The 11,848-nt window shown below is 60.4% G+C and carries 11 protein-coding genes; 2 read left to right on the top strand and 9 right to left on the bottom strand.

Features of this window, described 5'->3' with window-relative positions; all coding sequences use genetic code 11:
• Nucleotides 1-678: a DUF2461 domain-containing protein gene (locus MCG44_RS11765; protein WP_147573257.1), complete on the top strand. Its 678-nt coding sequence runs from the start codon at nucleotides 1-3 to the stop codon at nucleotides 676-678.
• A 683-nt stretch (nucleotides 679-1,361) separates the two neighbouring features.
• Here MCG44_RS11765 and MCG44_RS11760 read toward each other — a convergent pair.
• The 5 genes from MCG44_RS11760 to MCG44_RS11740 all read right to left on the bottom strand — a co-directional run bounded on the left by MCG44_RS11760 (nucleotide 1,362) and on the right by MCG44_RS11740 (nucleotide 4,957).
• Nucleotides 1,362-2,138, bottom strand: a complete 777-nt coding sequence (locus MCG44_RS11760; protein WP_147573259.1) for an enoyl-CoA hydratase-related protein — start codon at nucleotides 2,136-2,138, stop codon at nucleotides 1,362-1,364.
• Nucleotides 2,139-2,238: 100 nt separating this feature from the next.
• Nucleotides 2,239-2,982, bottom strand: a complete 744-nt coding sequence (locus tag MCG44_RS11755; protein ID WP_186851854.1) for a hypothetical protein — start codon at nucleotides 2,980-2,982, stop codon at nucleotides 2,239-2,241.
• A 5-nt stretch (nucleotides 2,983-2,987) separates the two neighbouring features.
• A complete protein-coding gene (locus tag MCG44_RS11750; RefSeq protein ID WP_240288399.1) occupies nucleotides 2,988-3,680 on the bottom strand; it encodes a hypothetical protein in 693 nt (230 codons plus the stop codon).
• A gap of 12 nt (nucleotides 3,681-3,692) precedes the next feature.
• Complete coding sequence (locus MCG44_RS11745; RefSeq protein ID WP_147573265.1) at nucleotides 3,693-4,580, bottom strand: ABC transporter ATP-binding protein; 888 nt, start codon at nucleotides 4,578-4,580, stop codon at nucleotides 3,693-3,695.
• Entirely contained in the window at nucleotides 4,574-4,957 is a 384-nt protein-coding gene (locus MCG44_RS11740) for a GntR family transcriptional regulator (RefSeq protein ID WP_147573267.1), read from the bottom strand. Before MCG44_RS11740 ends, MCG44_RS11745 begins: the two co-directional genes overlap by 7 nt.
• 363 nt (nucleotides 4,958-5,320) lie before the next feature.
• Here MCG44_RS11740 and MCG44_RS11735 point away from each other — a divergent pair, with 363 nt between their 5' ends.
• A complete protein-coding gene (locus tag MCG44_RS11735; RefSeq protein WP_240288397.1) occupies nucleotides 5,321-6,403 on the top strand; it encodes a hypothetical protein in 1,083 nt (360 codons plus the stop codon).
• 62 nt (nucleotides 6,404-6,465) lie between these two features.
• Here MCG44_RS11735 and MCG44_RS11730 read toward each other — a convergent pair whose 3' ends face one another.
• From MCG44_RS11730 to MCG44_RS11715, 4 genes are all read right to left on the bottom strand, one after another.
• The gene (locus MCG44_RS11730) at nucleotides 6,466-7,698 is read right to left on the bottom strand and encodes a glycerate kinase (RefSeq protein WP_240288395.1); all 1,233 of its coding nucleotides are present in this window, start codon (nucleotides 7,696-7,698) and stop codon (nucleotides 6,466-6,468) included.
• Nucleotides 7,699-7,721: 23 nt separating this feature from the next.
• Complete coding sequence (locus MCG44_RS11725; RefSeq protein ID WP_186851857.1) at nucleotides 7,722-8,651, bottom strand: glycoside hydrolase family 25 protein; 930 nt, start codon at nucleotides 8,649-8,651, stop codon at nucleotides 7,722-7,724.
• Between the two features lie 98 nt (nucleotides 8,652-8,749).
• Nucleotides 8,750-11,140 carry a homocysteine S-methyltransferase family protein gene (locus MCG44_RS11720; RefSeq protein WP_186851858.1) on the bottom strand — a complete coding sequence of 797 codons (2,391 nt, stop codon included), beginning with the start codon at nucleotides 11,138-11,140 and terminating at the stop codon, nucleotides 8,750-8,752.
• Complete coding sequence (locus tag MCG44_RS11715) at nucleotides 11,127-11,804, bottom strand: methionine synthase (RefSeq protein WP_147573287.1); 678 nt, start codon at nucleotides 11,802-11,804, stop codon at nucleotides 11,127-11,129. The genes MCG44_RS11720 and MCG44_RS11715 overlap by 14 nt, the downstream gene beginning before the upstream one ends.
• Between the last annotated feature and the right edge of the window lie 44 nt (nucleotides 11,805-11,848).

The raw sequence follows: 11,848 nt of genomic DNA, 5'->3' as shown, positions 1-11,848 counted from the left end.
ATGTTCCAAGGATTTTCCCAGGGTGCCATCGATTTTCTGTGGGGCATCCGTTTCAACAACGAGCGAGGTTGGTTTTTAGCCCACAAGGAGGAATTCCTGACTCTGGTGGACGCCCCCATGCGGGAGCTGGCCGCTCAGGTGAGTCAGGCCATGACGGAAGAATTCCCCAAGCTTGGACTGGAGCTGAAGGTGAGCCGTATCTACCGGGATGCCCGGCGGCTCTTTGGCCGCGGGCCCTATAAGGACCACCTTTGGTTTTCCCTCCGCCGCCGGAACGAGAACGAGGGGGCGGAGCCCAGCTTCTACTTTGAGATCGCCCCGGAGTATTACAGCTATGGCATGGGAGCCTGGGATTTGCCTCCGGTAACCATGGCCAAGCTCCGGGCCCGCATCGACCGGGACCCAAAACCTCTGGAGAAGCTGGCCCGAAGGCTGGAGAGGCAGGGGGAATTTGCGCTGGAGGGCCGGCAGTATAAGCGGCCCAAGGGGGACCCGGGAAAGCTTCTGTTTCCTTGGTATAACAGTCGTCAGCTGGTCATCTCCAGCGACCACAACTGTGAGGGCCCCCTGTTCGGCCCTGAACTGGCGGACCAGGTGCTGGAGGGGTTTCGATTTCTGGTGCCCTATTACCAGTATCTCCAGACATTGGCCGGGGACGCGCCTCCGCCTGAGATCTGAATACAGAGAAAAAGCGCTCCGGCCTCGGCTTGGGGCGCTTTTTGCAGGATGGGGGTTTAAGACTTGTGCTGTAGAGCTGACGGCACAGAAAATTTTGAAAATTTCTCACAAATACTATTGACAATAGAGTGGAGATGTGGTACATTATAGCCAGAAAGGATGAGTCCAATGTATTAAGAAAGTCCCCGCACCTGATGCTGTGATGCAAGGCCGAGAAGCATAAAAATCAGAAAGAGGAGAACCAGAAGAACATTTGAGGAAAGTCCCATATGCCAATGACATCGGACAGAAAGAATCTTCTCGGAGCGGAAACACCAGCACAGGGACATACCACAGAGCAAGGTCAGGTATATGTTCCGCCGCAAGATGCCTCACATATGAGGAAGAGCCGCAGAAGCGGCCACAATGATTTGGGAGAGATACAAGGACCGGGACCGGCGAGATGTGGTATGGCGATTCTGTAGAAAGAGAGGTAAACAATTGATGTTAGATAACAAGAACCACCAGAAATGACCCTTGGCTGCAACGGATTACGAAACGGGCAGTCAAGGGTCATTTCTTTTTCAAAGAGCACCGTGGACAGGCGGGGAGCTGGAGGTGTGGAGCCAAAGGGCTCTTTTTTTATGCCCATTTTGAAAAAGAGAAAGCCCGCCGTTTTCAGGCGGGCTTTCTTTCTGGAGAGATCAGCGGTTTTTGAAGGAGGTGAGCTTCTCCTTATTGACGAAGGCGCGCATGGCGTCCTTCTGGTCCTCGGTGGCAAAGCAGAGGCCGAAAGCCTCGCTCTCATAGGCGGCGCCGGTGTAAATATCGGTCTGGAGCCCCCGGCGGATGGCGGCCTTGGACTGGCGGACGGCTACCTGGGCGTTGGATGCAATGGCGTTGGCCAGCTCCAGAGCCTTGTCCATCAGCTCATCGGGGGGATAGACATGGCTCACCAGGCCCAACTCCTTGGCCTCGGCGGCGCCGATGGTCCTGGCGGTGAGGATCAGCTCCATAGCGTTGGAGATGCCCACGATCCGGGCCAGACGCTGGGTTCCCCCAAAGCCAGGGGTGATCCCAAGACCTACCTCCGGCTGGCCAAACTTGGCCTTTTCACTGGCGAGGCGGATGTCGCAGGCCATGGACAGCTCACACCCGCCTCCAAGAGCAAAGCCGTTGACGGCCGCAATGGTGGGCTTGGTCAGAGTTTCCAGCTTTAGAAAGACCCCATTGCCGTAAGCGCCGAATTTCTTGGCCTCCACGGAAGTGAGGGTGGACATCTGGCCGATGTCCGCGCCGGCTACGAAGGAGCGGCCGGCTCCGGTGACGATGGCCACCAGAATATCCTCACGCTCCTCTACCTGGTCCAGGACGGCGTCCAGATCCCGAAGTACCTGCTCATTCAGCGCATTGAGGGCATCGGGCCGGTTCATGGTGATGATGCCCACGGGGCCCTTCTGCTCAAGGGTGACAAAAGACATAGCTTGTTTCCTCCTTGTTTTTGTTCCGTGTTAAGGATCATTTTGCCTGTTTTCTTGTATTATAGCCTATCCTGAACAGAACAGCAAGGGAAAAGTGGCGTCATGACCGGACTGCCGCGTGAAGCAGGGACCAGAAGGACCAGATTACACCTACTACAGTCAGCGCCACCCAGAAAACTACCATGATCTGGCTCATATCGCCGATGAAATAGGCGTTTCTACCCACCAGCTGGGGGCCAAAACAGGCCGCCATCCAGATACCCCAGATGATCCAGCCACCCTTGGCGCCGTAGCGCTGCATGATTGCGCCGATAATGAGGCCGCAGGATAGAGCAAAGACCAGAATGGCGGGCCACCACCACCAGTTCAGGGTGAAGTCCTCGATAAATAGAGTGCTCTCCCAGGCGGGGTCCACGGGAGCGCCTAGACTGGGCTCGGGCATAGGGGGGATGCCCTCCAGGGACAGCCCCGGCAGGCCGGTCAGTTTCAGCCACAGTACCGGGGACACCATATGCTCCAGTGCGGTGAGCAGAGCGGCCATGCCCATGGAGCAGACACCCATGAATAGGCTCCTCCCCAGCTCCATCCCCAGGGCTCGGCGGCGGGTCTGGCCAAAGCGGATGGCCTGTTCAAAGCTCACCCCCATAGCCGCTACCGTTACAACCAGAGCCATAATACCCGCCACGATGGGAAGTACGGTCCCGGAGATCATGATGCCGCTGTTCTCAGCGGAGAGGAGCAGGACCGCGGCTATCACGCCCTGGATCAACACAAATAGTCCGGTTACCACGCCCAGACACAGAAACAGGTCGTCCAGGTTGAGCCGTATCACTTTTTTCAGCATCCCGATCACCTCACTGCAAAACGGAAAATCTGCCGCCATATAACGACTTCACCAATGGCCAGCGTCGCTAACATTCCGATGGTCAGAATGGCGGGCAGGCTGCCCCACATACCACTCCAGGCGTTGCCCATCAGAAAGGACCAGGCGTCCAGATCGGCCATGAGGGCCAGGAGGAGGGAGCCTATGAGCAGGGCGATGACGGACACGGAGAGGATGACGGCGCCCCAGACCTTGGACTTGGCGGACACCAGCCCGCCCAGACAGCCCAGCACCAATATGGTCAAACATACTAGAGGGAACACCCACAGCGTCCCTCCGTAAAAGGCCCGAATCAAAGTCCAACGGCCCTCCTCAATCCAGCCGCCCAACTGGGGCAGAGCAGCCAGCAGGACTTGCGCGGCCCAGCAGAACCCAGTGTACACGACCAGCACTCCCTGCACGGCCCAGAAGAAGTCCCGCCGCCGGGCCCCAAAGGACAGCCCCAGATTCAGGTTGCTGGTGCACAGGGAAAAGGCGAAAATGAATAGGACGAACAGGGTGACCAGGGGAAAGGCGCCATAGTAGGTAGCGAACAGATTGCTCGCCCCACCGGGCACCCCGGTGGCGTAGCAGCCCACTACTACAAGGACGGCGAAGCCCAGCAGGCAGGCCAGATTGATCCAGGCGAACTGGAAGAGAAAGCGAAAGGATTTCAACATTGGTGTCCCTCCTCACTGGGTGTCCCCATGTCCGCACAGGGCCACAAACACGTTCTGAAGGTTCATGGGGGACACATCCACATCGGCCTTGAGGGCGTCCTGGAGCTTAACTCCGCTCCCCCGGACGGCTGCGGTCTTGTGCCGGCCCATCTGATGGGTGGACAGCACCTCCAACCCGGCGCATACCTGATCTACCACATCCTCATGGCCGGAGATGTAGCGGAACTGGCCCACCAGCTCCTCGGTGGGGCAGTTTTCCAGGATACGGCCCTCATCCAGGATGATGACCCGCTCAAAGACGGAGGCGGCCTCCTCGATGATGTGAGTGGACACCAGGAAGGTCCGTCCGGTCTGGGCGAAATCGTCCAGCAGAAGCTGGTAAAACCGCTCCCGCATCACCACATCCAGTCCCGCCGCCGGCTCATCCAGGATGGTGATGGGAGACCGGCTGGCCAGGGCGATGAGGATGGTCACCATGGACATCTGTCCCTTGGAGAGCTGACAGATCTTCTTTTTCTCGTCCAGCTTAAATTCCTCTAATAGCCGCTGGGCGTATTCCCTATCCCAACCGGGGTAATAGATGGCCGCAGAGCGGAGATAGTGGCGGATTTTCAGATTGTTCTGCCCGGAGAACAGGGTGGGCTGCAGCTCACGGGAGAAGCAGATGTTGTCCAGTGCCGCCTGGTTTTCCCAGACGGGCTGTCCGTCGTAGGTCACCTCGCCCCGGTCCTTGGTGTTCTGGGCGGTGAGGATGCCCAGCAGAGTGGTCTTGCCCGCCCCGTTCCGGCCGATCAGGCCATAGATCTTGCCTGGTTCTATTGTCAGGTCCAGATTATGGAGTACCTCTTTGTCCTTATAGGATTTATACAGACCCTGAGCCTTTAAAATTCCGGTCAGCATGATTGCTCTCCCTCCTTGATTGCACGGTCCACCATAGACAGCAGTTCCTCTCCGGTCAGAGAGATAGCGGTTCCCTCTTTGACCAGCGGTTTCACAAATCCGTCGTAAAAGGCGGCCTTCCTTTTTTGTTTCACAGTATCACCTGCTCCTGGGGATACGAACATACCGATCCCTCTTTTTTTGTATAAGATCCCATCGGCCACCAGCATATTGATACCCTTGGCCGCCGTGGCTGGGTTGATGTTATAGCCCCGTGCCAGCTCATTGGTGGAGGGCACCTGCTCCTCCTCCTGGTAGATCCCCCGTAAGATGTCGTCCTCCAGCATCCGGGCGATCTGTAGATAGATCAGGGACTGATCGTTCAGGATTCCATGCACATGATCACCTCCATAATTGTTTCCTCCGCGCGGCGGAGAGCATCCAGGAGCCGTTACAGCAAAATGCTATAGACCGCAACGATGAAATAGCGCAACAGGCGATACCGCCCCTCTACTTTTTGTGCTCTTTTATCCAGACGTTGATTTTTCCATGAGATAGTGCCCCTCTTCTGGACCTTAGGCTCCCATACGCTTTCTGTTCGTTGGTTAATTACTTGTGTAATTAACCATATCACCGATGAGGAGAAAAGTCAAGACCTTTTTGTACATAAAAAAGAGACAGGGGAGGGGGGCGGCTTCCTCACCCTTTGGGCCGCCGCGGCATAGTCTGGGGTACAGATTCGTTGATACGGAGGGTCGGTCATGACTTCTTTGCCTAAAATCCAATATTTTTTGGGGGCCAATTCCCCCACTGGTTTTTACTCTCTTTACCCTGAACTCATCCAGCCTGAACGGGCCCGGACTATCTATATCCTAAAGGGCGGTCCGGGCTGTGGAAAATCCACCCTGATGCGCCGGGTAGGGGCCCGGATGGAGGAGGAAGGTCTGGATACCGAGTACATCCTATGCTCCGGAGATCCGGATTCGCTGGACGCGCTGCTGCTCCCCCAGCTAGGGGTAGCCCTGGTGGACGGGACCGCTCCCCATGTGGTGGAGCCCAAGTATCCCGGCGTAGTGGACCGGTATGTAAACATGGGGGACTGCTATGACAAGGAGGGGTTGGCGGTCCGACGCCAGGAGATCATGTCCTGTATGACGGGCTATAAGGGCTGCTACCAGCGGGCCTATCGATGCCTGGGGGCGTCGGCGGAGATCTTCGAGGATGTGCGGTCCACTCTACTTACTGACGTTCTGGGGGAGAAGCTGGCCAAACGAGCCCATGGTATCCTGTCCCGGGAGTTCAAAAAGCGTAAAGGCGTCCAGAGCGGACAGGTAAAGCAGAGATTCCTGGGCGCGGTGACACACAAGGGAGCGATGACGCTGTTTGATACAGCGACCGCCCAGTGTGACCGGATCTATGAGCTGGTGGACAGCTACGGCTTGGCCCATGAGCTGCTGGTCCATATCCTGGCCGGAGGGGCCGCCGGGGGCTATGACATAGTGGCCTGCCCCGATCCCATGGCCCCTGACCGGCTGGCCCACCTGCTGGTGCCGGAGCTGGGGCTTGCCTTCCTGACCTCTACCTCCGTCCTGCCCTTCCCAGGGAGCCCATACCGCCGGATCCGGCTGGACGCGGCCGCGGATCGGGAGATCCTCCGGCACAGCCGGCCCAGACTTCGCTTCGCCAAAAAGGTGTCCGCCGCTCTGGCGGAGGAGGCGGTGGAGTCTCTGGCCCAGGCCAAGGCCATGCACGACGACCTGGAGGCCCTCTACAACCCCTTTGTGGATTTCCAACTGGTAGACCAGATGGCACAGTCTGTAGGGGACGAGATCCTGAAAATATAAAGAGAGTCCCCGGTATCCTGTCTGGACACCGGGGACTTCTGTATATCAAGGTATTTGTGCCATTACCGGCGGATCAGGGCTATGGCCACGTCGTTGACATTAGTGCCCGTAGCCCCGGTGACGATCAGCCCGTCACAGGCGGCCAGGGCGTTGTAAGCGTCGTTGTCCTGGAGGACCTGGAAGATGGACACACCCTTCTCCTCCAACTGGCCACGGGTCTCCCCAGTGACAAAGCCGCCGGCGGCGTCCGTGGGGCCGTCCGTCCCGTCAGAGCCCACGGAGAAGACAGCGGTGTCCCTCAGGCCGGCGATCCCCTCGGCCGCGGCAAGGGCAATCTCCTGGTTCCGGCCGCCCTTGCCGGCCCCAGTGAGCTTCACTACCGTTTCCCCACCGGCCAGGAAGGCCAGAGACCGCCCGCTGTCCTGGTGATACCGGGCGATAGAGGCCAGGAAGGAGCCCGCCTCCCTGGCTTGGCAGGTCAGGCTGTCGGTAAGGACTACGGGCTCATATCCCAGCTGGCGACACACGTCGGCAGCGGCCCGGCACAGCTCCCGGACACTGCCGGTAATCTGAGTCTCCACGTTGTCCAGGGCCTTGGGCGTCTCCTGAGCCAGGACGGCGGCGGCCTGCGCGGAGAGCCTGATGCCGTATTGGGACACAATGGCCTCCGCCTGGGCGCTGGTGGAGCTGTCGGGGTAGGCGGGACCAGATGCGATCATGTCCAGCGGGTCGCCGATGATGTCGGACAGCACCACCGCGAAGACCTGGGCCGGGGCACAGTGGAGGGCAAAACGGCCCCCCTTGACAGTGGAGAGATGCTTGCGGATGGTATTCATTTCGGTGATATCCGCTCCACAGGCCAGGAGCTGCCTGGTGATGTCCTGCAGCTCCTCCGTGGAGATGATGGGTTTTTCAAACAGGGCAGAGCCGCCGCCGGACAGCAGGAACAGAACACGGTCCTCCGGCTTGAGATCCTGGGTCAGCTCCAGGGCCCGGCTGGTGGCGGCAAAGGTGTCGTCGTCAGGGACCGGATGGCCCGCTTCCCAGACCTCCAGGTTTCCGATGGGACCCTCGCTGTGGCCGTGCTTGGTGATGACGATGCCCCCATCCGGTTTGCGGTCCAGACTTTCCCAGGCCGCGTGGGCCATGGACCAGGCCGCCTTACCTACCGCTACAAGGATCAGCTTTCCCGCTCCGAACTCTTTTCCGGCCAGAGCCCGAGCCACTGCCGCATCCGGCCGGACCTGGGCGATGGCCTCCCGGACAATGGTGTTACAGTCATTTCTCAGCCGCATTGTCGCCGCCTCCCAAAATAAATTTATTCTTCCGGTTCCTCCGGCAGGGCAGTCGGGCGCAGGTCCAGGTTCCAGTCCACCTCTCCCTGGATGCCAGCTACCGTGCCGGTGTGGGTGTACTGCCAAAAATCAAAGTGATAATAAAAGCCTGGGATCTGGTCGTATTCCGCCAGCCAGAAGGGCCACTGGTCCAACTGGGTCAGGTCGTAGGTGAGATAGCCCTGGTCCTGGTTGAAGTAGACCATGGGCTGATACCCACCCTCCTGGATGGTCCGGCAGAAGGAGACGGCGCACTGGGTCAGAGTCTGACCGTCCAGCCCGTCGGTGCGGGCACCATTGCCGGGAGTGATGGGCTCCCAGTCAAAGACCACGGGGTAGGTGATGTCGCAGTCAGCCAGGGCGTCCAGCACGAACTGGGCCTCCTCCATCCCCTCCTGGGGGGTGATGGCCTGGGAGAAGAAGTAGACGCCCACCTCCAGTCCAGCCTCCAGGGCCCCCTGAATGTTGGCCTTGTAGAAGGAATCCAGGAAGAGCCCTCCCTCGGTGTAGCCGCGGTAACCTAGGCGAATGAGGGCGAAGTCCACGCCGTCCGCCGCCACGGCCTGCCAATCGATCTCCCCCTGGTAAAAGGACACATCAATACCCGCCTTGGCCAAAAGGCCATCCCGCTCATAGGACACCCGGCCCAGTGGATCGGTGGAGAAGCCTTTGGTCCCGTAGCGGTTCACAGCCAGACCATCTATCGCGGTCAATATCTGGTCCCGGTAGGAAAAGGTGACAGGAGGCGGGGGCTGCTTGCCGCCCAGGAACAGGGTGAGCAGCATGGCACCGCCTCCCAGAGCAAGGGCGGTCAGGCCGCAGACCAGTGCCAGGCGTTTTCCCCATCCGGAGGAGCGGGGCGCCGCCCTCCGTCCTGGGGGACGAGGCGCCTCTGGTATTTTGTTCTGGTCCATGATCTCACCTCATTGTCTGGCCCTGTGTGGGGAAGCAGGTCGCATTTTGCACTATTATAGCAGACCACGGACCAAAGCACAATGAGAAAGAGAAGGGGTCAGCCGATTACCCGCTTGGCCACGTCCACGCTTTCTTTGGCGTCCCTGGCGTAGAAGTCGGCGCCGATCTGCACGGCATACTCCGGGGTCAGGACGGCACCGCCGACCACGATCTTACAGGACAATTCCTGGCTATGGAGAAGGGCAATGGTGTCCTCCATGCTTTTCAGCGTGGTGGTCATCAGGGCCGAGAGCCCCACCAGAGGGGCCTGATGCTTTCGTACCGCCTGCGCCACGTCGCCGGGGTCTACATCCTTGCCCAGATCGATGACCGTGTAGCCGTAATTTTCCAATAGGACCTTGACGATGTTTTTCCCGATATCATGGATGTCTCCCTTGACGGTGGCCAGCACGATGGGGCCTTTGCCTGACGTCTGGTCAGATGGGCCGGACATCTCCTGCCGGATGACCTCAAAAGCGGCCTGGGCAGCCCCGGCGGACTGGATGAGCTGGGGCAGGAAGACCTTGCCCGCCTCAAAATTAGCTCCCACCCGGTCCAGAGCGGGGATGAGGATGTGGTCCACGATATCCATGGAGGAGGTGGTCTCCAACAGGCGGCGGGTGGCCTCACCAGCCTCACCCTTTAGTCCGGCCTCCACGATCTGGGCCAGAGAACGGCCCTCCGTCGGTACAGGAGTCTGGCCTCCAGCCCCGCCGGAGGTAATGGAGGTCTTGATTTCGGCGTTTCCGTAGGCGGCAATAAACGCACGGGCCTCCCGATCCACATTCATCAGCAGGTGGTAGCCCCGGACAGCGGCCATCATAGCATCCGTGTTGGGGTTGAGGATGGGCAGGTCCAGGCCGCAGGTCATGGCCATGGTGAGAAACGTCTGGTTGACCAGGGGTCGGGCGGGCAGACCGAAGGAGATGTTGGATACGCCCAGCACCGTCTTCAGCCCAAGCTCGTCCTTGACACGGCGGAGGGCGTCCAGCGTCTGGGAGGCACCCTCCTGTTCCGCCGAGGCGGTGAGGGTCAGGCAGTCGATATATACGTCCTCCCGGCGGATGCCGTAGGACAGGGCCGCCTCCAGGATGCGGCGGGCGATGTCCACCCGCTGCTGGGCGGTCTTGGGGATGCCGTCCTTGTCAAGCGTCAGTCCCACCACGGCGGCCCCGTACTTCTTGACCAGGGGGAGAATGGCCTCCATGGTTTCCCGGTCCCCATTCACCGAATTAACGATGGCCTTGCCGCAGTAGACCCGGAGGGCCCGCTCCAGCACCTTGGGGTCAGTGGAGTCCAGTTGAAGGGGGGCGTCGCATACCCCCTGGATGGCCTTCACCGCCCGGACCATCATCTCCTCCTCGTCCACCTCAGGCAGACCTACGTTTACATCTAAAATATCAGCCCCCGCCTCCACCTGGGTCAGAGCCTGGTTCAGGATATAGTCCACATCCCCCCGGCGCAGGGCTTCCTTCATCAGCTTCTTTCCCGTGGGGTTGATACGCTCGCCGATGACACGGACCCGGTCGATGGGTACGGCCAGGGTGGGGCCGCACACGGCGGCGGGCACCTGGCGGGAGGGCTCCCGGATGGCCTGCCCCATCAGGGCCCGCTTCAGCAGGGCGATGTACTCCGGGGTGGTACCGCAGCAGCCCCCGAACAGCTTGACCCCCATGGGGGCCAGGTCGGCCATAGCGGCGGCGAACTCCTCCGCGGTGATATCATAGCCGGCTCCGCCAGGGTCGGGGAGGCCGGCGTTGGGTTTGATGGCGATGGGCAGAGTGGACCACCGGGTCAGCTCCTCCACCAGAGGGGGCATCTCGCGAGGACCGAGAGAGCAGTTGACTCCGATAGCGTCTGCCCCCATCCCCTCCAGTACCAGAGCGGCGCAGGCGGGGGAGTGGCCCAAAAAGGTTCTGCCCCGGTCCTCGTAGGTCATGGTGACCATCACCGGCAGGGAGCAGCACTCCTTGACAGCCAGCAGGGCGGCCCGGCACTCCTGGAGGTCGGTCATGGTTTCAATCAGGACCAGGTCCGCCCCGGCCTGAACCCCGGCGAGGACCACCTCCTTGAAGATGTTTACCGCCTCCTCAAACCGCAGGGAGCCCGTGGGCTCCAGAAGCTGGCCGATGGGGCCGATATCTAGGGCCACCAGGGCATTCCCCGCGGCGCCCTCCCGGGCGGCGTCAATGGAGGGGGGGACCACCTCGGTCACAGTTTTTCCGGTGCGCCGCAGCTTTTCCCGGTTAGCGCCAAAGGTATTGGCGCACAGGATCTGACTGCCGGCCTGGGCGTACTGGCGGTGAATATCCACCACCCAGTCCCGATGCTCAAGAGCGGCCAGCTCCGGATGCTCCCCAAGGCCCAGCCCCCTGGCCTGGAGCATGGTGCCCATGCCGCCATCCAGGATTACAGGGCCGGGGCCCTTCAACAGCTCATAAAAGTCCACAGTGTCCACCTGCCTTTCGGTATTGGCAGCCGCCCTGGGCGGGACAGCCCAGGCAGCTTCGTTTGTTTCTAGCAATCTCTCGGTCGGATACCCCCAGGATGGCAGTCACCGATTTCCGGGGGATGAGGATGTGGCTGGCGCTGGCCGTCAGCCCCACCCTGCGGGGAGCGTCCAGCAGGGAGAGAAGCTCCCCTTGGACGGTCAGGGGCAGATCCCCATAGCCAGGGCTGTACCGGAAGGGGAAGGAGCAGCCGGGAAACATGGCTTGGAGCTCCAACTCAATCTGGTCGCACCCCTGTTCCACCGCCGTGTCCGCGGCGCAGTCCAGGGCCAGCCCCTGGAGCATATCTCCGCTCTGGGTCTTCCGGATAAGCACGTCCACCGCTGCCCCCAGAGTCATACAGAACACTACCGCCCTTACACAGCCCTCCAGATGGGCCTTCAGGTCCCGGCCGGGGAGGAGCAGGCCGCAGGACAGACGCACGCCGTTCTCCTCCTGAAGTATATCGTAACAGCGCCAGGCCCAGCGGAGCCGGGCCGTCTGGCATATGTGCCGGCCACAGAGCTGGGCCTGGTTTCGCAGGTCCGCTCCTGCCTGGTCCGGGGGACAGCCCATGTAACGTAAGATCTCGTCTGTATCTAGCTGCTTCAATTCAATGGACATGGGCCGGGGGCCTCCTCTCTGTATGGGGCCTGGCATATCGGGTG

The sequence above is a fragment of the Lawsonibacter sp. OA9 genome (assembly GCF_022440585.1).
Note: the sequence above shows the minus strand (reverse complement) of the source record. Positions and strands in the feature narration are given on the sequence as shown.

What these genes read in the sequence shown, in the direction of transcription:
- MCG44_RS11755 (WP_186851854.1), bottom strand. Translation starts at nt 2,982, where the DNA reads ATGCTGAAAAAAGTGATACGGCTCAACCTGGACGACCTGTTTCTGTGT.
- MCG44_RS11745 (WP_147573265.1), bottom strand. Translation starts at nt 4,580, where the DNA reads ATGCTGACCGGAATTTTAAAGGCTCAGGGTCTGTATAAATCCTATAAG.
- MCG44_RS11715 (WP_147573287.1), bottom strand. Translation starts at nt 11,804, where the DNA reads ATGTCCATTGAATTGAAGCAGCTAGATACAGACGAGATCTTACGTTAC.
- MCG44_RS11725 (WP_186851857.1), bottom strand. Translation starts at nt 8,651, where the DNA reads ATGGACCAGAACAAAATACCAGAGGCGCCTCGTCCCCCAGGACGGAGG.
- MCG44_RS11730 (WP_240288395.1), bottom strand. Translation starts at nt 7,698, where the DNA reads ATGCGGCTGAGAAATGACTGTAACACCATTGTCCGGGAGGCCATCGCC.
- MCG44_RS11765 (WP_147573257.1), top strand. Translation starts at nt 1, where the DNA reads ATGTTCCAAGGATTTTCCCAGGGTGCCATCGATTTTCTGTGGGGCATC.
- MCG44_RS11750 (WP_240288399.1), bottom strand. Translation starts at nt 3,680, where the DNA reads ATGTTGAAATCCTTTCGCTTTCTCTTCCAGTTCGCCTGGATCAATCTG.
- MCG44_RS11735 (WP_240288397.1), top strand. Translation starts at nt 5,321, where the DNA reads ATGACTTCTTTGCCTAAAATCCAATATTTTTTGGGGGCCAATTCCCCC.
- MCG44_RS11760 (WP_147573259.1), bottom strand. Translation starts at nt 2,138, where the DNA reads ATGTCTTTTGTCACCCTTGAGCAGAAGGGCCCCGTGGGCATCATCACC.